This window comes from Pseudomonas sp. B2M1-30 (assembly GCF_025447575.1).
Taxonomy (GTDB): Bacteria; Pseudomonadota; Gammaproteobacteria; order Pseudomonadales; family Pseudomonadaceae; genus Aquipseudomonas; species Aquipseudomonas botevensis.
Genome location: NZ_JAOEJT010000001.1, coordinates 729210 through 746634, shown reverse-complemented (window position 1 = coordinate 746634; position 17425 = coordinate 729210). Strand labels below are relative to the sequence as shown.

Annotated in this window: 19 protein-coding genes; 10 read left to right on the top strand and 9 right to left on the bottom strand. The window is 62.2% G+C overall.

The window, feature by feature from the left end; translation table 11 throughout:
* Window positions 1-75: 75 nt before the first annotated feature.
* Genes ctaD through N8H74_RS03445 form a run of 3 tightly spaced genes read left to right on the top strand, consistent with a single transcriptional unit; the run spans window position 76 to window position 3154 of the window.
* Window positions 76-1662: a cytochrome c oxidase subunit I gene (gene ctaD / locus N8H74_RS03455; protein WP_217828981.1), complete on the top strand. Its 1587-nt coding sequence runs from the start codon at window positions 76-78 to the stop codon at window positions 1660-1662.
* Window positions 1663-1689: 27 nt separating this feature from the next.
* Window positions 1690-2241, top strand: coding sequence for a cytochrome c oxidase assembly protein (locus tag N8H74_RS03450; RefSeq protein WP_262146206.1), 552 nt, complete (start codon window positions 1690-1692; stop codon window positions 2239-2241).
* 25 nt (window positions 2242-2266) lie between these two features.
* Window positions 2267-3154 (top strand): cytochrome c oxidase subunit 3, encoded by an 888-nt coding sequence (locus N8H74_RS03445; protein ID WP_217828983.1) that lies wholly within the window; start codon window positions 2267-2269, stop codon window positions 3152-3154.
* 3 nt (window positions 3155-3157) lie between these two features.
* Here N8H74_RS03445 and N8H74_RS03440 read toward each other — a convergent pair whose 3' ends face one another.
* A complete protein-coding gene (locus tag N8H74_RS03440) occupies window positions 3158-3361 on the bottom strand; it encodes a twin transmembrane helix small protein (RefSeq protein WP_262146205.1) in 204 nt (67 codons plus the stop codon).
* 69 nt (window positions 3362-3430) lie between these two features.
* Here N8H74_RS03440 and N8H74_RS03435 point away from each other — a divergent pair, with 69 nt between their 5' ends.
* The 5 genes from N8H74_RS03435 to N8H74_RS03415 are packed head-to-tail and all read left to right on the top strand — an operon-like array spanning window position 3431 to window position 7339.
* On the top strand, window positions 3431-4171 hold the full coding sequence (locus N8H74_RS03435; protein ID WP_262146204.1) for an SURF1 family protein: 741 nt from the start codon (window positions 3431-3433) through the stop codon (window positions 4169-4171).
* Window positions 4137-4730 (top strand): hypothetical protein, encoded by a 594-nt coding sequence (locus tag N8H74_RS03430; protein WP_217828986.1) that lies wholly within the window; start codon window positions 4137-4139, stop codon window positions 4728-4730. The genes N8H74_RS03435 and N8H74_RS03430 overlap by 35 nt, the downstream gene beginning before the upstream one ends.
* Window positions 4731-4740: 10 nt before the next feature.
* A complete protein-coding gene (locus N8H74_RS03425) occupies window positions 4741-5820 on the top strand; it encodes a COX15/CtaA family protein (protein WP_262146202.1) in 1080 nt (359 codons plus the stop codon).
* The gene (gene cyoE, locus N8H74_RS03420; RefSeq protein ID WP_217828988.1) at window positions 5808-6707 is read left to right on the top strand and encodes a heme o synthase; all 900 of its coding nucleotides are present in this window, start codon (window positions 5808-5810) and stop codon (window positions 6705-6707) included. Before N8H74_RS03425 ends, cyoE begins: the two co-directional genes overlap by 13 nt.
* Window positions 6704-7339, top strand: a complete 636-nt coding sequence (locus N8H74_RS03415) for an SCO family protein (RefSeq protein WP_262146201.1) — start codon at window positions 6704-6706, stop codon at window positions 7337-7339. Before cyoE ends, N8H74_RS03415 begins: the two co-directional genes overlap by 4 nt.
* A gap of 281 nt (window positions 7340-7620) precedes the next feature.
* Here N8H74_RS03415 and N8H74_RS03410 read toward each other — a convergent pair whose 3' ends face one another.
* The 3 genes from N8H74_RS03410 to N8H74_RS03400 all read right to left on the bottom strand — a co-directional run bounded on the left by N8H74_RS03410 (window position 7621) and on the right by N8H74_RS03400 (window position 10149).
* On the bottom strand, window positions 7621-8391 hold the full coding sequence (locus N8H74_RS03410; protein ID WP_217828990.1) for a MetQ/NlpA family ABC transporter substrate-binding protein: 771 nt from the start codon (window positions 8389-8391) through the stop codon (window positions 7621-7623).
* Between the two features lie 76 nt (window positions 8392-8467).
* Window positions 8468-9142 (bottom strand): methionine ABC transporter permease, encoded by a 675-nt coding sequence (locus N8H74_RS03405; protein WP_217828991.1) that lies wholly within the window; start codon window positions 9140-9142, stop codon window positions 8468-8470.
* The gene (locus tag N8H74_RS03400; RefSeq protein WP_262146199.1) at window positions 9142-10149 is read right to left on the bottom strand and encodes a methionine ABC transporter ATP-binding protein; all 1008 of its coding nucleotides are present in this window, start codon (window positions 10147-10149) and stop codon (window positions 9142-9144) included. Before N8H74_RS03400 ends, N8H74_RS03405 begins: the two co-directional genes overlap by 1 nt.
* Window positions 10150-10408: 259 nt before the next feature.
* Between N8H74_RS03400 and katE the strand changes: the two genes are divergently transcribed.
* Complete coding sequence (katE, locus tag N8H74_RS03395; protein WP_262146197.1) at window positions 10409-12550, top strand: catalase HPII; 2142 nt, start codon at window positions 10409-10411, stop codon at window positions 12548-12550.
* A gap of 59 nt (window positions 12551-12609) precedes the next feature.
* Here the strand turns inward: katE and N8H74_RS03390 are convergent, their stop codons facing one another.
* The 4 genes from N8H74_RS03390 to N8H74_RS03375 are packed head-to-tail and all read right to left on the bottom strand — an operon-like array spanning window position 12610 to window position 15409.
* A complete protein-coding gene (locus tag N8H74_RS03390; RefSeq protein WP_217828994.1) occupies window positions 12610-13323 on the bottom strand; it encodes a PA5502 family lipoprotein in 714 nt (237 codons plus the stop codon).
* A 37-nt stretch (window positions 13324-13360) separates the two neighbouring features.
* Window positions 13361-14149 carry a zinc ABC transporter permease subunit ZnuB gene (znuB, locus tag N8H74_RS03385; protein ID WP_217828995.1) on the bottom strand — a complete coding sequence of 263 codons (789 nt, stop codon included), beginning with the start codon at window positions 14147-14149 and terminating at the stop codon, window positions 13361-13363.
* The gene (gene znuC, locus N8H74_RS03380) at window positions 14142-14927 is read right to left on the bottom strand and encodes a zinc ABC transporter ATP-binding protein ZnuC (RefSeq protein ID WP_217828996.1); all 786 of its coding nucleotides are present in this window, start codon (window positions 14925-14927) and stop codon (window positions 14142-14144) included. The genes znuB and znuC overlap by 8 nt, the downstream gene beginning before the upstream one ends.
* Window positions 14927-15409 carry a Fur family transcriptional regulator gene (locus N8H74_RS03375; RefSeq protein ID WP_262146194.1) on the bottom strand — a complete coding sequence of 161 codons (483 nt, stop codon included), beginning with the start codon at window positions 15407-15409 and terminating at the stop codon, window positions 14927-14929. The genes znuC and N8H74_RS03375 overlap by 1 nt, the downstream gene beginning before the upstream one ends.
* Window positions 15410-15466: 57 nt before the next feature.
* On the opposite strand from N8H74_RS03375, the gene N8H74_RS03370 reads away from it, so the two are divergent.
* The gene (locus N8H74_RS03370) at window positions 15467-16396 is read left to right on the top strand and encodes a zinc ABC transporter substrate-binding protein (protein ID WP_217828998.1); all 930 of its coding nucleotides are present in this window, start codon (window positions 15467-15469) and stop codon (window positions 16394-16396) included.
* A gap of 41 nt (window positions 16397-16437) precedes the next feature.
* On the opposite strand, the gene N8H74_RS03365 is transcribed toward N8H74_RS03370, so the two are convergent.
* The gene (locus N8H74_RS03365) at window positions 16438-17391 is read right to left on the bottom strand and encodes a homoserine kinase (RefSeq protein ID WP_262146192.1); all 954 of its coding nucleotides are present in this window, start codon (window positions 17389-17391) and stop codon (window positions 16438-16440) included.
* Window positions 17392-17425: the final 34 nt, after the last annotated feature.

The following is a 17425-nucleotide window of genomic DNA, read 5'->3' as shown; positions in this document are numbered from 1 at the left end:
CATCGCGTTATCCAGCCAACGTCCGGGGCACCGCGCCCCGGGCCGCCCAGCCCAATCGCTTAAAGGAGACAGGCCATGAGCGCTGTAATCGATGACCACGGTCATGCCGACCACGCCCACGGCCCGGCCAAAGGCCTGATGCGCTGGGTACTGACCACCAACCACAAGGACATCGGCACGCTGTACCTGTGGTTCGCGTTCTGCATGTTCCTGCTCGGCGGCTCGTTCGCGATGGTGATCCGCGCCGAGCTGTTCCAGCCCGGCCTGCAGATCGTCGAGCCGGCGTTCTTCAACCAGATGACCACCATGCACGGTCTGGTGATGGTGTTCGGTGCGGTGATGCCGGCGTTCGTCGGCCTCGCCAACTGGATGATCCCGTTGATGATCGGCGCGCCGGACATGGCCCTGCCACGGATGAACAACTTCAGCTTCTGGCTGTTGCCGGCGGCTTTCCTGCTGCTGGTCTCGACCTTGTTCACCGCCGGTGGCGGGCCGAACTTCGGCTGGACGTTCTACGCGCCGCTGTCCACCACCTACGCGCCGGAAAGCGTGACCTATTTCATCTTCGCCATCCACCTGATGGGGATCAGCTCGATCATGGGCGCGATCAACGTGATCGCCACCATCCTCAACCTGCGTGCCCCCGGCATGACGCTGATGAAAATGCCGCTGTTCGTCTGGACCTGGCTGATCACCGCGTTCCTGCTGATCGCGGTGATGCCGGTCCTGGCCGGTTGCGTGACGATGATGCTGATGGACATTCACTTCGGCACCAGTTTCTTCAGTGCCGCCGGCGGCGGTGACCCGGTGCTGTTCCAGCATGTGTTCTGGTTCTTCGGTCACCCCGAGGTGTACATCATGATCCTGCCGGCCTTCGGTGCCGTCAGCCAGATCATCCCGACCTTTTCGCGCAAGCCGCTGTTCGGCTACACCTCGATGGTCTACGCCACGGCGAGCATCGCGTTCCTGTCGTTCATCGTCTGGGCGCACCACATGTTCGTGGTGGGCATTCCGCTGGTGGGCGAGTTGTTCTTCATGTACGCGACCATGCTGATCGCGGTGCCGACCGGGGTGAAAGTGTTCAACTGGGCCAGCACCATGTGGCAGGGCTCGATGACCTTCGAGACGCCGATGCTGTTCGCCGTGGCGTTTGTAATCCTGTTCTCCATCGGCGGGTTCTCCGGGCTGATGCTGGCGATCGCCCCGGCGGACTTCCAGTACCAGGACACCTACTTCGTGGTCGCGCACTTCCACTACGTACTGGTGCCGGGGGCAATCTTCGGGATCTTCGCCTCGGCCTACTACTGGCTGCCGAAATGGACCGGGCACATGTACGACGAAACCCTGGGCAAGCTGCATTTCTGGCTGTCCTTCGTCGGCATGAACCTGACGTTCTTCCCGATGCACTTCGTCGGCCTGGCGGGGATGCCGCGACGGATTCCGGACTACAACCTGCAATTCGCCGACTTCAACATGGTGTCGTCGATCGGCGGATTCATGTTCGGCGCCACGCAGATCTTCTTCCTGTTCATCGTGATCAAGACCATTCGCGGCGGCCCGCCGGCACCGGCCAAGCCGTGGGATGGCGCCGAAGGCCTGGAGTGGAGCGTGCCGTCACCGGCGCCGTACCACACCTTCACCACGCCGCCGGAAGTGAAATGAGACCTGTAGCCTTTGAGGCCTGCCACCATGGCTGACTCGATTTCGATGAAGAAACTGGTGACCCGACTGCTCGGCGTGGTGGTGGCGATGTTTGTCTTCGGTTTTGCTCTGGTGCCGATCTACGACGTGATGTGCAAGGCGTTCGGCATCAACGGCAAGACCGCCGGGCAGTACGAAGGCGAGCAGGTCGTCGATACCTCGCGTCAGGTGCGGGTGCAGTTCCTGTCGACCAACAACATCGACATGCCCTGGGACTTCTACCCCAAGCATGACGAACTGACGGCCAACCCCGGTGCGGTGAACGAGATGATCTTCATCGCCCGCAACCCCACCGACAAACCCATGAGCGCCCAGGCCGTGCCGAGCATCGCACCAAGCACCGCGGCGGCGTATTTCCACAAGACCGAATGTTTTTGCTTTACCCAGCAGGTGCTGCAGCCCGGTCAGCAGATCGAAATGCCGGTGCGTTTCATCGTTGACCGCGACATGCCCAAGGACGTGAAGCACCTGACGCTGTCCTACACGCTGTTCGATATCACCGCCCGACATCCTCCGGTGGCTGTAAACACTGGCGGTTGAGCGTGCCCGATAAGGAGAACAATAAATGGCAACTCATGAGCACTATTACGTTCCGGCCCAGAGCAAATGGCCGATCGTCGCCACGGTGGGGATGTTCGTCACCGTGTATGGCCTGGCGACCTGGTTCAACGATCTGAAGGCAGCGCGCCCGGAATCCCATGGCCCGCTGATCTTTTTCGTCGGCGGCCTGTTGCTCGCGTACATGCTGTTCGGCTGGTTCGGCACAGTGATCAAGGAAAGCCGCGCCGGGTTGTACAGCCCGCAACTGGATCGCTCGTTTCGCTGGGGCATGAGCTGGTTCATTTTTTCCGAGGTGATGTTCTTCATCGCCTTCTTCGGTGCGCTGTTCTACGTGCGGCACATTTCCGGCCCGGCGCTGGGCGGTGAAGGCACCAAGGGCATCGCCCACATGCTCTGGCCGAACTTCCAGTTCACCTGGCCGCTGCTGCACACCCCGGACCCGAAACTGTTCCCGCCGCCCAAGGAAGTCATCAGCCCCTGGGGCCTGCCGCTGATCAACACCATTTTGCTGGTGAGCTCCAGCGTGACCATCACCATCGCCCACCACGCCCTTAAGAAAGGTCATCGCGGTGCGCTGAAACTGTGGCTGGCGATCACTGTGCTACTGGGCTGCGGGTTCCTCGCGTTGCAGGCCGAAGAGTACATCCACGCCTACCACGAACTGGGCCTGACCCTCGGTTCGGGGATCTACGGCGCGACGTTCTTCATGCTCACCGGGTTCCATGGCGCCCACGTGACCATCGGCACGATCATTCTGTTCGTGATGCTGATGCGCATCCTGAAGGGGCACTTCGATGCCGATCACCAGTTCGGTTTCGAAGCCGCGAGCTGGTACTGGCACTTCGTCGATGTGGTGTGGATCGGCTTGTTCATCTTCGTCTACGTGCTCTGAACCTCACCAGGGCGCATGTGAAACCAGCTGGCCGCTGAAGAATCCCCAGGCGATCAAGCCGACGGTGACAGCGGCCAGCGTGACCCGAACGCTCAAGGCGATGACCAGGCGATTCGAACTGCTGTCGTCCTTGACCAGAAAAAACAGGCCGCTGAACAGGCTGATCACCGTGGCAATCAGCATCAGGACGATCGCTGCTTTGAGCATGGGAAGACTCCGGGGGAAGGCGATGCATTTGAGTATAGCGCTCGCGAAAACCGACTCTGTGGCGCGGCCATGAAGCGCTTTCGGCCGGGCGTGGTGCCGACGGTGGTGGTCGCCTTGCTGCTGCCGCTGCTGATTTCGCTGGGCTTCTGGCAACTGGGCCGGGGCGCGGAGAAAACCGCCCTGCTCGCCAGTTACGCCGAACGCCGCGCCGCCGACCCGATGGCCAGCAGCGAACTGCTGCACAGCGCCGACCCGGCCTATCGCCGGGTACATCTATATGGGCAGTTCGACGCCGCCCATAGCCTGCTGCTCGACAACCGTCAGCGCAATGGCAAGGTCGGCGTCGAGTTGCTGCAACCGTTTCAGGATCAGCGCAGCGGTTTGTGGCTGCTGGTCAATCGCGGCTGGCTGGCGTGGCCGGACCGGCGCGTGCCGCCGCAATTCAATACCCCCGGCAACGCGGTGAATCTGGACGCCTGGGTCTACGTCGCTCCCGGTGCGACCTTCCAGTTGCACGCCGACCCCGCCAGCAATACCTGGCCGCAAACCATCACCGCCGTCGAGCCGGCCAGGCTGTGGAAGTCCCTCGACCGCGACGGCTTCGCCTACGAATTACGCGCAGAACCCGGCCCCGCCAGCTATGAGGCCGACTGGCCGGTGGTGGCGATGGGGCCGGAAAAACACCTGGGTTACGCCGTGCAGTGGTTTGCCATGGCGACCGCCCTGTTCGGTCTGTACCTCTACCTCGGCTGGCACAACGCAAAGGAGAAACACCATGGGAGCGGCCATGAATCCACCCAGCATGTCTGAAGCCAAAGCCCCGGGCCGGCGCGGTCGCGGGCGTATTCAACTGCTGTTGATCCTGCTCGGCGTGGTCGGCCCGATGATCCTCGCCACCGGCATGTACAAATTGCAGTTCTGGGTGCCGGAGGGCCGCAGCTATCACGGCGAACTGATCGGCAACGGCCAGACCCGCGCCGACCTCGGCGTGCAGGCCGACGAACAAACCTGGCAGATGCTGGTGACCGCGCCCAGGGATTGCGCGGTGGACTGCCAGCAACTGGTGTACCTGGCACGGCAGATCCAGATCGGCCTGGGCCGTGATGCCAACCGCGCCAGCCATGCCCTCGCTGCCGCGCAACCGTTGACCGCCGATTACGAAGCCAAGCTGAGCCGCGAATACCCGCAGTTGCAACGCTACCCGCTGGACGCCGCGACCTTCGGCAAGACCACCGGCGACAAAGCCACGCCGCAACTGTGGATCATCGATCCCCACGGCAATCTGGTGCTGCGCTATGACCCGAACGTCAAAGGCAAGGATCTGCTCAACGACCTGCGTCACCTGCTGAAACTGTCGAACATCGGATAAGGGCATCGTCATGGCCAAACCAGGATTTCGCCTCGCGTTGTTTGCCACCCTGCTGGCACTGATTGTGGTGCTGCTCGGCGCCTACACCCGCCTGACTCACGCCGGCCTCGGCTGCCCGGACTGGCCCGGCTGCTACGGGTTTATCAGCGTGCCGAAAAGCGAAGCGCAACTGGCCCATGCCGAACTGCACTACCCCGATTCACCAGTGGAAGCGCACAAAGGCTGGAACGAGATGATCCACCGCTACTTCGCCGGCACCCTCGGCATGTTGATTTCGTTGCTGGCCGGGCGCGCCTGGGTCAATCGCCGGCATCCGGGACAACCGCTGAAACTGCCGCTGTTCCTGCTGGCGGTGGTGTTCGCCCAGGCTGCGTTCGGCATGTGGACGGTAACGCTGAAACTCTGGCCGCAAGTGGTCACCGGGCACTTGCTCGGCGGTTTTGCCACGTTGAGCCTGCTGTTTCTGCTGACCTTGCGTCTGTCCGGCGTACTGCCGGCGCTGACCGTGCCGCGTCGCTTGCAGTACTGGGCGACCGCCGGACTGTTGCTGGTGATCGGCCAGATCGCCCTCGGCGGCTGGGTCAGTTCCAACTATGCGGCGGTGGCCTGCATCGACTTCCCGACCTGCCACGGCCAATGGCTGCCGCCGGCGGATTTCGCCAACGGTTTTCACCTGACCCAGCACATCGGCCCGAATTACCTCGGCGGGCAACTGGACAGCGACGCGCGCACGGCGATTCACCTGACCCACCGCATCGGCGCGCTGCTGGTGACCCTGGTGCTGCTGGGCCTGGCCTGGCAACTGAAGGTGGTGGGCATGACGCGCCTGGCCGGGCTGGTGCTGGTCGCCCTCGCCGCGCAGATCACCTTGGGCATCAGCAACGTGCTGTTCCACCTGCCGCTGCCGGTAGCCGTGGCGCATAACGCGGGCGGCGCGGCGCTGTTGCTGACCATGGTGCTGGTCAACTATCACGCGCGCACCAGTCTGGTCCGGGTCAAGCAGCCGATGATCGCGCGCTGGCGCCTGAGCCCCGGTAAACACGTGGCCGCGCCCATCACGATAAAAGGAGAGACGCCATGGCGATTCTGATCGGCGAACGTCCGGCGCAGGCGCTGTGGCGGGATTATCTGGAACTGACCAAGCCAAAAGTGGTGGTGCTGATGCTCATCACCTCGCTGGTGGGCATGTTCCTCGCGACCCGCGCCGGCGTGCCGTGGACGGTGCTGGTGTTCGGCAACCTGGGGATTGCGCTGTGCGCGGGTGGCGCAGCGGCGGTCAACCATGTGGTGGATCGGCGGATCGACGCGGTGATGGCCCGTACCCACAAGCGGCCACTGGCCGAAGGACGGGTGTCACCGGTGGCGGCGCTGACCTTTGCATTGGCGCTGGCATTGCTCGGCCAAGGGTTGTTGCTGACCTTCACCAACCCGCTGACCGCCTGGCTGACCCTGGCCTCGCTGCTCGGTTACGCGGTGATCTACACCGGTTTCCTGAAACGCGCGACGCCGCAGAACATCGTCATCGGCGGCCTCGCCGGTGCCGCGCCGCCGCTGCTCGGCTGGACCGCCGCCACCGGCCACGTCAGCGCCGAACCGTTGCTGCTGGTGCTGATCATCTTCGCCTGGACCCCGCCGCACTTCTGGGCGCTCGCGATCCATCGCAAAGAGGAATACGCCAAGGCTGACATCCCGATGCTGCCGGTGACCCACGGCGAGCACTACACCAAAGTACACATTCTGCTGTACACCGGCGCGCTGCTCGCGGTCAGTCTGCTGCCCTACGTGATTCACATGAGCGGCCTGCTGTACCTGGTCTGCGCGCTCGCGCTGGGCGCCAGGTTTCTGCAATGGGCCGTGGTGCTGTACCGTGGCAGTCGGCCGCACGCGGCGATCAACACCTTCAAGTACTCTATTTATTACTTGTTCCTGCTGTTCATCGCCCTGCTCGTAGACCACTACTTACTGTTGAACCTATGACTCGAACCCAGAAAACCGTCTTCATCCTCGTCGCCGTGATCGCGCTGATCCTCGGCCTGACCGTCAACAAAGTGCTGAGCGGCAAGGGCCAGGGCGATCCCACCGCGCTGATCGACGCCGGCATCATCCTGCTGCCGCAGAGCCGTAACCTGCCGGACGTGACGATGACCAATCAGGACGGCCAACCGGTCACGGTCAACGAACTCAAGGGCAAGTGGAGCCTGCTGTTCTTCGGCTACACCTTCTGCCCGGACATCTGCCCGACCACCCTCGCCCAGCTTCGCCAGATCAAGAGCGAACTGCCGAAAGAGGCTGTGGACAAGTTGCAGATCGTGCTGGTCAGCGTCGACCCGAACCGCGACACCCCCAAGCAGCTCAAGCAGTACCTGGGTTACTTCGATCCGCAGTTTGTGGGTCTGACGCCGGCCTCGGTTGAAGAGTTGCAGAAGGTTGCCAATGCGGTGAGCATTCCGTTTATTCCGGCGGATACGAGCAAGCCGAATTACACCGTCGACCACAGCGGCAATCTGGCGGTGATCGGACCGGACGGGACGCAGCGCGGGTTTATTCGGGCGCCGTTGAACAATGCCAAGCTGGTGGCGCAGTTGCCGGTGATGCTTGACCGCAAGTAATCAGATCAAAAGCGCCCTCACCCTAACCCTCTCCCGGAGGGAGAGGGGATTGAATGGGGAATATTGGCGACCTACACCGAATTGAACGCACTGCTTTGAATCCATAATCGCCAAGATCTTTCAGGTCGATGCAGGACACAAGACACCTCGATCGGCTCCCTCTCCCTCCGGGAGAGGGCTGGAGTGAGGGGCGCGCGATTTCAAATGCGCTACAAAACCCAAATCGAAAGCACAAAAAAGGGGACGCCCATGGCGTCCCCTTTTTCGTTGCAGCGCCCGAATCAGAACGCTGGCAACACCGCACCCTTGTACTTCTCGGTAATGAATTTCTTCACTTCCGGGCTGTGCAGGGCAGCAGCCAGTTTCTGCATGGCGGCGCTGTCCTTGTTGTCCGCGCGGGACACCAGGATGTTGACGTAAGGCGAGTCGCTGCCTTCGATCACCAGGGCATCCTTGGACGGATCGAGCTTGGCTTCCAGCGCGTAGTTGGTGTTGATCAGCGCCAGGTCGACCTGGGTCAGCACACGCGGGATGGTCGCGGCTTCCAGTTCACGGATTTTCAGATCCTTCGGGTTCTGCGCGATGTCCTTGACGGTCGACAGGATGTTGGTCGGATCCTTCAGGGTGATCACGCCAGCCTTGGCCAGCAGCAACAGCGCACGGCCGCCGTTGGTGGCGTCGTTCGGGATCACCACGTTGGCGCCGCTTGGCAGCTCGTCGAGTTTCTTGATCTTGCTGGAGTAGGCGCCCAGCGGCTCCAGGTGCACACCGGTCACGGCAACCAGGCTGGTGCCCTTGGCCTTGTTGAACTCATCGAGGTACGGCTGGTGCTGGAAGAAGTTGGCGTCCAGACGCTTCTCGGCCACCTGCACGTTCGGCTGGATGTAGTCGGTGAACACCTTCACCTTCAGATCCACACCTTCTTTCGCCAGCGCAGGCTTCACGAACTCGAGGATTTCGGCGTGCGGCACCGGGGTCGCGGCAACGGTCAGTTCTTCGGCGTGGGCCGAAAAAGCGGCAACGGCCGCCAGGGCAACGATCAGTTTTTTCATTCAGCTAACTCCTTGTGAGGCGCCCGTCCGGCGCCTGCCAGCGAATGGCCGGCTTATGTCTTGATTACAAAACCGGTTATTTGCGCGAGAAATGGACGACCAGACGATCACCCACCATTTGCAACACTTGCACCAGGATCAACAGCAACACCACGGTCACGATCATCACGTCGGTCTGGAAACGCTGGTAGCCGAAACGGATCGCCAGGTCACCCAGACCACCGGCGCCGACCACACCGGCCATCGCCGTGTAGGAAACCAGTGTAATCGCCGTCACCGTAATCGCCGCGAAAATGCCCGGACGGGCTTCCGGCAGCAAGGCATTGACGATGATCTGCCGGGTGGTCGCGCCCATCGACTGGGTCGCTTCGATGATGCCGCGATCGACTTCACGCAGGGCGGTTTCCACCAGACGCGCGAAGAACGGCGTCGCGCCCACCACCAGCGGCGGAATCGCACCGGCCACGCCCAGCGACGTGCCAGTGATCAGCACGGTGAACGGGATCATCACGATCAACAGAATGATGAACGGCAGCGAACGCAGGATGTTCACCACCAGCGACATGATCGCGTAGACACCACGGCTTTCGAGCAACTGGCGCGGGCTGCACAGAAACAGCAGTACACCCAGCGGCAGGCCGAGCAGCACGGTGAACAGCAGCGAACCGCCGAGCATCATCAGGGTGTCGCCGGTGGCGAGCCAGATTTCATACCAGTCGATATTGGTGAAGAAACTCATCAGGTCTGCCATTAGCGCAACACCTCCATGTAAACGTCAGCGGCGGTGAAGCGGGCGAACGCCGCGTCCATGTCGCCACCGGTGACGGCGAGGGTCAGTTGCCCGTAGGGAATGTCTTTGATGCGGTCGATACGACCGGCCAGGATGCTGTAGTCCACACCGGTTTCCCGGGCGACGGTGCCGAGCAGTGGCGCGTAGGTCGCATCGCCCTGGAAGGTCAGACGCACGATACGGCCCGGCACGTGCGCGAAGTCATCGCGCTGCTCGCCTTCATCGATCTGCTCGTCTTCCTGGACGAAACGCTTGGTGGTCGGGTGTTTCGGATGCAGGAACACCTCGGCCACCGAGCCTTGCTCGACGATCACCCCGGCGTCCATCACCGCCACCTGGTCACACACGCGACGGATCACGTCCATCTCGTGGGTGATCAACACGATGGTCAGTTTCAGTTCGCGGTTGATCTCGGCCAACAGTTGCAGCACCGAGGCGGTGGTCTGCGGGTCGAGGGCGCTGGTGGCTTCGTCACACAGCAGAATCTTCGGCTTGGTCGCCAGCGCGCGGGCGATGCCGACGCGCTGCTTCTGACCGCCGGACAACTGCGCCGGGTATTTCCTGGCGTGATCGGACAGGCCGACCCGTGCCAGCAGCTCGGCCACCCGCTGATCGATCTCGCCACGCGACAGCTCGCCGGCCAGGGTCAGCGGCAGCGCAACGTTGTCGGCCACGGTCTTGGAGGCCAACAGGTTGAAGTGCTGGAAGATCATCCCGACCTGCTGGCGGAAACGGCGCAGGCCGTTGGCGTCCAGTGCGGTGATTTCCTCGCCGTCGACGATGATCTTGCCGCCACTGGAATCCTCCAGGCGATTGATCAGACGCAGCAGGGTACTTTTTCCCGCACCGGAATGGCCAATCAGGCCGAACACCTGACCATTCTCAATCGACAGACTGGTCGGATGCAGCGCGGGGATGTCCTTACCGGCGACGCGGTAAGTCTTGTGGACGTTTTGGAACTCGATCACGTAGCGAACCTTGTGGGGCGCGTTAGAAAAGGATCAGCGGTTAGCCGGGCGCGCATTTTAGCCTGTCCGTATAGAGGTTATTAGCATTTATTCCGCATTCAACCTTTCATTTGGCAATAACGCGATCAAAGGTCATAAAAAAGGAACGGCCAAAACCCTCATCAGTCACTAAGTAAGCGACTTGCTACTCCGGGTGCCGTGCCCGGAAACCACTCAAGAGTCCTTGGATGGAAGGGGTCAAACGAGGAGTTTACGTCTGATGAGTACCAAAAAGCCTGCCTCCGACAAGAGCCAACTGGCCGGAACCGACACCAAGGACCGCGCCAACACCAACAGCAAACTCGACAGCCTGGAGAAATTCCGCTCCGACGCCACCGGCCAGGCCCTGCGCACCAACCAGGGCGTGAAGATCGCGGACAACCAGAACACCCTCAAGGCCGGCCCGCGCGGGCCGTCACTGCTGGAAGACTTCATCATGCGGGAGAAAATCACGCATTTTGACCATGAGCGCATTCCCGAGCGCATCGTCCACGCTCGCGGCACCGGCGCCCACGGGTTCTTTCAGAGCTACGAGAACCATTCGGTACTGACCAAGGCCGGTTTCCTGCAGGACCCGGCGAAAAAAACGCCGGTATTCGTACGCTTTTCCACGGTGCAGGGGCCACGTGGCTCAGGCGATACCGTGCGTGACGTGCGCGGTTTCGCGGTGAAGTTCTTTACCGACGAAGGCAACTTCGATCTGGTCGGCAACAACATGCCGGTGTTCTTCATTCAGGACGCGATCAAGTTTCCCGACTTCGTGCATGCGGTCAAACCCGAGCCGCACAACGAAATCCCCACCGGCGGCTCAGCCCACGACACTTTCTGGGACTTCGTATCGCTGGTGCCGGAGTCGGCGCACATGGTGATCTGGGCCATGTCCGACCGGGCGATCCCGAAAAGCCTGCGCAGCATGCAGGGTTTTGGGGTGCACACCTTCCGGTTGATCAACGCCGAGGGTAAATCGCGCTTCGTCAAATTCCACTGGCGCCCCACCGCCGGCACCTGTTCGCTGGTGTGGGACGAAGCGCAGAAACTGGCCGGTAAAGACACTGACTACCACCGTCGCGATCTCTGGGAGGCGATCGAGACGGGGGACTACCCGGAATGGGAACTTGGCGTACAGATCATCGAGGAGGAAAACGAGCACGCCTTCGACTTCGACATCCTCGACCCGACCAAACTGATTCCCGAGGAAATCGTCCCGATCACGCCACTGGGCAAAATGACCCTCAACCGCAACCCGGACAACTTCTTCGCCGAAACCGAGCAGGTCGCATTCTGCCCCGGCCATATCGTGCCGGGCATCGACTTCTCCAATGACCCGCTGCTGCAAGGTCGGCTGTTTTCCTACACCGACACGCAAATCAGCCGACTCGGCGGGCCGAATTTTCATGAGTTGCCGATCAACCGCCCGGTGGCGCCGTTCCACAATGGTCAACGCGATGCCCAGCATCGTTCGACGATCGACAAGGGGCGTGCGTCCTACGAGCCGAACTCCATCGACGGCGGCTGGCCGAAGGAGACGCCACCGGCCGCACAGGACGGCGGCTTCGAGAGCTACCCGGAACGCATCGATGCCAACAAGATCCGCCAGCGCAGCGAGTCGTTCAGCGATCACTTCTCCCAGGCGCGGTTGTTCTTCAAGAGCATGAGCAAGCACGAGCAGGAACACATCATCGCGGCCTACAGCTTCGAGCTGGGCAAGGTGGAGCGTGAGTTCATCCGGGCGCGGCAAGTGAACGAGATTCTGGCCAACATCGATCTGGAACTGGCCAAACGCGTGGCCGAGAACCTCGGCTTGCCGGCACCGGGCAAAGGCACGGTGCAGGTACGCAAGACTTCGCTGGATCACTCGCCGGCACTGAGTCAGGCCAATCTGTTGCCGGAAAACATCAAGACACGAAAAGTGGCGATACTTGCCGCAAACGGCGTCGAGGGTGCAGCGATTGATGCAATGAAAAAGGCGCTCGAGGCAGAAGGCGCCCACGCCAAACTGCTTGGCCCGACATCGGCACCCGTGAAAACCGCCGAGGGCAAAAGCCTGGCGGTGGATGCGTCGATGGAGGGAATGCCGTCGGTGATCTTCGACGCGGTGTTCGTGCCGGGTGGGGCGGCGTCTGTCAAAGCCTTGAGCGGTAACGGGGTAGCGCTGCATTACCTGTTGGAGGCCTACAAGCACCTGAAGGCGATTGCCGTGCAGGGTGAGGCCAAGCAGTTGCTGGATCTGTTGAAACTGGAGGCGGATGCAGGATTGATCGCCGGCAAGGATGTGCCAGCGTTGACCAAGGGGTTCTTTGCCGCCATCGGGCAACATCGGGTTTGGGATCGGGAAACGAAGGCCAAGGCGATTCCGGCCTAGAGACGCCTTCGCAAGCAAGCCCCACCGGTTTTGTGGGCGCGGGCTTGCTTGCGAGGCTTTTAAGGTTTTTTAGGACTCAGAACCATCTGCGCCGGCACGGTACGCAGAATCTGTTTCTCGATCTTCAGATCGAAATCCGGATCCAGCTTCTTCACCCGCTTGGTCAGCAAAGTCGCCAGCCACGGATAGTCATCGGTACGCGGGGCCTGAATGCTCACCGCACACTCGTAACTCACCACATCGGCGGCGATCGCATCCAGTTGTCGGCGAAGTTTGCGGCTGTCGGTGATGTTCAGCGCAACCGTGGTGCTCTCGGCCGTCGGGTCGATGACCTTGGCCTTCGGCTTGGCTTCGGCCGCTTGCAGCGCCGCCTCAGCCTTCTCGAGTTCAGCCTTGCGCGCTTCGGTGATCGCACCGTTGACCCCGCCGGTCAGCGCCGGTGCCTTGGGCATCAGGGCGCGGGCACGGCTCAACGCGGTCGCGGCGGCGTTCACATCGCCCTTTTGCAGGACAATCTGGCTGCGCCGCAGATAGGCTTCGGCGAGTTGTCGCTGATATTGCTCAAGGGACTGATCGTTGGGCGTTTCGGCCTGCAAGGCTGCCAGTTGGTCCTCGGCAGTGGCCAGTTCGCTGCTGGCCAGGCTTTGCTCCAGCTGCGCGATGGCCGTGGCCCGCGCATCGGGGACTTCGGCCACCGGCGGCGTGCTTTGGCAGGCGCCCAGCAGCACTGAAAATGCGACAAGGAGCAGATAACGGGAGGCGAACGGCTTCATTCCTGCGACTCTCTATTTGCGCAAAAAACGAGCAAGTCTACACCCCTCGACGGGGCAGAACAAAACTCAGCAGAAACAGTGCGGCAGCCGTCACAACGATTGACGGGCCGGCCGGGGTGTCCTTGAACCAGGACAGTGCCAGCCCGCCACACACAGCGAGCATGCCCAGCAGGCTCGCGCCCAGCGCCATCTGCTCCGGCGAACGGGCGTGACGTTGTGCCGCAGCCGCCGGGATGATCAGCAGCGAGGTAATCAGCAACACACCGACGATTTTCATCGCCACCGCGATCACCACCGCGATCAACAGCATCAACGCCATGCGCAGACCCGCCACCGGCAGGCCTTCAACCCTGGCCAACTCTTCGTGCACGGTGATCGCCAGCAGCGGCCGCCACAGCGTCACCAGCAATACCAGCACCGCCGCGCTGCCGCCGAGAATCCACGCCAGGTCAGTCGGGCTGATCGCCAGCAAGTCGCCGAACAGATAGGCCATCAGGTCGATCCGCACTTCATGCATGAAGCTTAGTACCACCAGCCCGAGGGAGAGCGTACTGGGTGCGAGAATTCCCAAAAGGGTGTCGGACGCCAGCGGTTGGCGCTGTTGCAGGGTCACCAGCACCACCGCCAGCAGCAGGCAGCCGACCGTGACCGCCACGGTCGGGCTGACATCCAGCAGGAAACCCAGCGCCACGCCGAGCAGCGCGGCGTGGGACAGGGTGTCGCCGAAGTAGGCCATGCGTCGCCAGACCACGAACGATCCCAACGGCCCGGCCACTACCGCCAGCGCCAGACCTGCAAGCAGGGCGTAGAACAGAAAATCAGCCATGCTTGCAGTTTTCTCCGTGAACGTGAGGTTGGCCCTTCACCGGTCCCTTGACCACCGAACCGTGCAGATCGTGGGCATGGTCGTGATGGTGGTGATAGACCGCCAGGCTCGGCGCGTTGTTGCCGAACAGCTCGACGAAGGCCGGGTCGCCGCTGACCTGCTCGGGATGCCCGGAACAGCAGACGTGGCGATTGAGGCACACCACCTGGTCGGTGGTGCTCATCACCAGATGCAGATCGTGGGACACCATCAGCACGCCACAGCCATGACGGTCGCGCAGGCGGGTAATCAGGCTGTACAGCTCGGCCTGGCCGGCGACATCGACACCCTGCACCGGCTCGTCGAGTACCAGCAGCTCCGGCTCGCGCAACAGGGCGCGGGCCAGCAGCACGCGCTGCATTTCACCACCGGAAACGCTTTGCACCGGGCTGTCGATGACGTGTTCGGCGCCGACTTCCCTGAGCGCCGCCAACGCGCGCGGACGGTCGACGCCCGGCACCAGCCGCAGGAAACGCAGCACCGACAGCGGCAGGGTCGGATCGACGTGCAGCTTTTGCGGCATATAGCCGACGCGCAGTTTCGGCTTGCGCCAGACGCTGCCGCTGTCCGGTTTCAACAGCCCGAGCACGGCGCGCACCAGGGTGGTCTTGCCGGCGCCGTTGGGGCCGATCAGGGTGACGATCTGCCCCGGTTCGACGCTCAGGTGAATGTTGTCCAGCACGTTCTGCCCGGCAAACCGGACAGCCACCTGCTCCAGACGGATCAGCGCGTCGCTCATCAAGCCCCCTGGCAACCGGAGCACAGACCCACCACTTCGACGGTCTGCGCCTCGACGATGAAACCGACGTCCCTGGCGCTGTGGACGATGGCGTCGCTAATGGTTTTTTGCTCAAGCTCGATGGCGGCGTGGCATTGGCGGCAGATCAGGAACTGGCCCTGGTGCGAATGCTTCGGGTGAACGCAGCCGACAAAGGCGTTCAGTGAAGAAATGCGGTGGACGAGGCCGTTTTCCAGCAGGAAGTCCAACGCCCGGTAGACCGTTGGTGGCGCAGCGCGGCGACCGTCCTGCTCGCTGAGTACCGCCAGAATGTCGTAGGCGCCCAGCGGCTTGTGGCTCTGCCAGACCAGTTCCAGCACCCGCCGACGCAGTGCGGTCAGGCGCAGGCCCTTCTGTGCACACAAGGCATCGGCCTCGGACAGGGCGCTGTGGACGCAGTGAGAATGGTCGTGGGGACGGCTGGCAATCGGTGTAATAGGCATGAGCGGCGACGAGTTTGGTTAGAGACGTTATTATGTTACCCGTTCTCGCCTCCTTGAGTGGTCATCGTGTCCCGACTTTTTTCTGTTTTTGTGGCATTTTTCGCCAGTTTTCTGCTGATCGGCTCGGCCCAGGCCGAAGTCAAAGTCCTCACCAGCATCAAGCCGTTGCAGTTGATCGCCGCTGCCGTGCAAGACGGCGTGGCGATTCCTGAAGTCCTGCTGCCGCCCGGTGCCTCGCCGCATAATTACGCGCTGCGCCCGTCCGACGTGCGCAAGGTGCAGTCGGTGGATCTGCTGTACTGGATCGGCCCGGACATGGAAGGCTTCCTGCCGCGCGTGCTGAACGGTCGTACACTACCGAGTGTCGCGGTGCAGGATCTGCCGGGGATGAAACTGCGGCGTTTCGCTGAAGACAGCCACTCCCACGCCGAAGAGGCGGACGAGCACGATCACGACCACCGTCCCGGGAGCCTCGACGCGCATCTGTGGCTGTCGCCGGTCAACGCCCGGGTCATCGCCAACAAGATGGCGGCCGACCTGAGTGCCGCCGACCCGGCCAATGCCGAGCGCTACCAGAGCAACGCCAAAGCCTTCGATGAGCGTCTGGATGCCCTGGATCAGCGCTTGAAGAAACGTCTGGCCGGCGTTGCAGGCAAACCCTACTTCGTGTTCCACGAAGCCTTCGACTACTTCGAAGATGCCTACGGCTTGAAGCACGCCGGCGTGTTCAGCGTCGCGGCGGAAGTGCAACCGGGCGCCCAGCACGTAGCGGCGATGCGCGCGCGGTTGCAGGAAGTCGGCAAGACCTGCGTGTTCAGTGAACCGCCGCTGCGCCCACGTCTGGCGGAAACCCTGGTGGCGGGCCTGCCGGTCAAGTTGGCGGAACTGGATGCGCTGGGTGGGTATACGCCGGCGACTGCTCAGGGTTATGAGCAAGTGCTGGAGAAGCTGGGCAATGATCTGGCGGGCTGCCTGGAGTCGCTCTAATACAAAAAAACCGCAGCCTGCACAGGCTGCGGTTTTTTCTTTTACAGGGCAAATGGCAGCGGCGTATTGACCGTCTGACGCTGTGCCAAACGCTGCTCGAACTCCTTCGGATCGTGAATCAACACGTCCTGCCCGGCGAACGATTCCGCCGCAATCAACCGCGACAGCCAGAACCGCACGCACGCCACTCGCAGCATGGTCGGCCACAATTCGGCCTCGACGGCCGTGAATGGGCGCAATGCCGCGTAGGCACCCAGGAAGGCCCGGGCACGCGGGCCGTCGATCAGGCCGTCATCGTCTGAACACCAGTCGTTCAAGGCAATCGCCACGTCATAGAGCATCGGCCCGGAGCAGGCGTTGTAGAAGTCGATCAGCCCGGTCAGGTGCGTGCCTTCGAACATCGCGTTGTCGCGGAACAGGTCGGCGTGGATGTTCGCCCGCGGCAACGCGAGAATTTTCTCTTTCTGTTGCGTGATTTCTTCCAGCGCCTTTTGCAGCAGCGCACGCGGCTCGTCGCTCAGGTGCGAAAGAAACTCGGTGCCCTCCTCCAGCATCCAGTCCAGGCCACGATCGGTCTTGCGCTTGATCATGTGCTCGCCCTGGGTCGCCAGGTGCAGATGCGCCTGCAACTCGCCGACCTGCGCGCAATGCTGGGCGTTGGCCTGTTTGATGTGCTTGCCGGCCAGACGCGGTTGCAACAGCGCCGGTTTGCCTTTCAACTCACGCAACGCCACGCCGTCGGTGGTGCGCAGTGCGTAAGGCACCGGCAGGTCGGCTTCGTGCAGCACGTCGAGCAGGTCGATGAAGAACGGCATTTCCTGCACCGGGCCGCGTTCGACCAGAGTCAGGACAAACTCGCCCTGCTCCATGCTGATAAAGAAATTGGTGTTTTCACTGCCGGCGGCGATCCCCTGGAAATCAAGCAGACGGCCGAGCCCGTAAGGGGCGAGAAAGGTTTCCAGCTCGGGCCGAGCCAGGGGGGTGAACACAGACATGGTTAAAAACTGCTCAGTTCGGGCGCCGCCACGA

Coding starts and splice junctions, on each gene's coding strand:
- N8H74_RS03450 (WP_262146206.1), top strand. CDS start 1,690: ATGGCTGACTCGATTTCGATGAAGAAACTGGTGACCCGACTGCTCGGC.
- N8H74_RS03375 (WP_262146194.1), bottom strand. CDS start 15,409: ATGCCTATTACACCGATTGCCAGCCGTCCCCACGACCATTCTCACTGC.
- cyoE (WP_217828988.1), top strand. CDS start 5,808: ATGGCGATTCTGATCGGCGAACGTCCGGCGCAGGCGCTGTGGCGGGAT.
- N8H74_RS03405 (WP_217828991.1), bottom strand. CDS start 9,142: ATGGCAGACCTGATGAGTTTCTTCACCAATATCGACTGGTATGAAATC.
- znuB (WP_217828995.1), bottom strand. CDS start 14,149: ATGGCTGATTTTCTGTTCTACGCCCTGCTTGCAGGTCTGGCGCTGGCG.
- ctaD (WP_217828981.1), top strand. CDS start 76: ATGAGCGCTGTAATCGATGACCACGGTCATGCCGACCACGCCCACGGC.
- katE (WP_262146197.1), top strand. CDS start 10,409: ATGAGTACCAAAAAGCCTGCCTCCGACAAGAGCCAACTGGCCGGAACC.
- N8H74_RS03440 (WP_262146205.1), bottom strand. CDS start 3,361: ATGCTCAAAGCAGCGATCGTCCTGATGCTGATTGCCACGGTGATCAGC.
- N8H74_RS03435 (WP_262146204.1), top strand. CDS start 3,431: ATGAAGCGCTTTCGGCCGGGCGTGGTGCCGACGGTGGTGGTCGCCTTG.
- N8H74_RS03425 (WP_262146202.1), top strand. CDS start 4,741: ATGGCCAAACCAGGATTTCGCCTCGCGTTGTTTGCCACCCTGCTGGCA.
- N8H74_RS03430 (WP_217828986.1), top strand. CDS start 4,137: ATGGGAGCGGCCATGAATCCACCCAGCATGTCTGAAGCCAAAGCCCCG.
- N8H74_RS03390 (WP_217828994.1), bottom strand. CDS start 13,323: ATGAAGCCGTTCGCCTCCCGTTATCTGCTCCTTGTCGCATTTTCAGTG.
- N8H74_RS03445 (WP_217828983.1), top strand. CDS start 2,267: ATGGCAACTCATGAGCACTATTACGTTCCGGCCCAGAGCAAATGGCCG.
- N8H74_RS03415 (WP_262146201.1), top strand. CDS start 6,704: ATGACTCGAACCCAGAAAACCGTCTTCATCCTCGTCGCCGTGATCGCG.
- znuC (WP_217828996.1), bottom strand. CDS start 14,927: ATGAGCGACGCGCTGATCCGTCTGGAGCAGGTGGCTGTCCGGTTTGCC.
- N8H74_RS03410 (WP_217828990.1), bottom strand. CDS start 8,391: ATGAAAAAACTGATCGTTGCCCTGGCGGCCGTTGCCGCTTTTTCGGCC.
- N8H74_RS03365 (WP_262146192.1), bottom strand. CDS start 17,391: ATGTCTGTGTTCACCCCCCTGGCTCGGCCCGAGCTGGAAACCTTTCTC.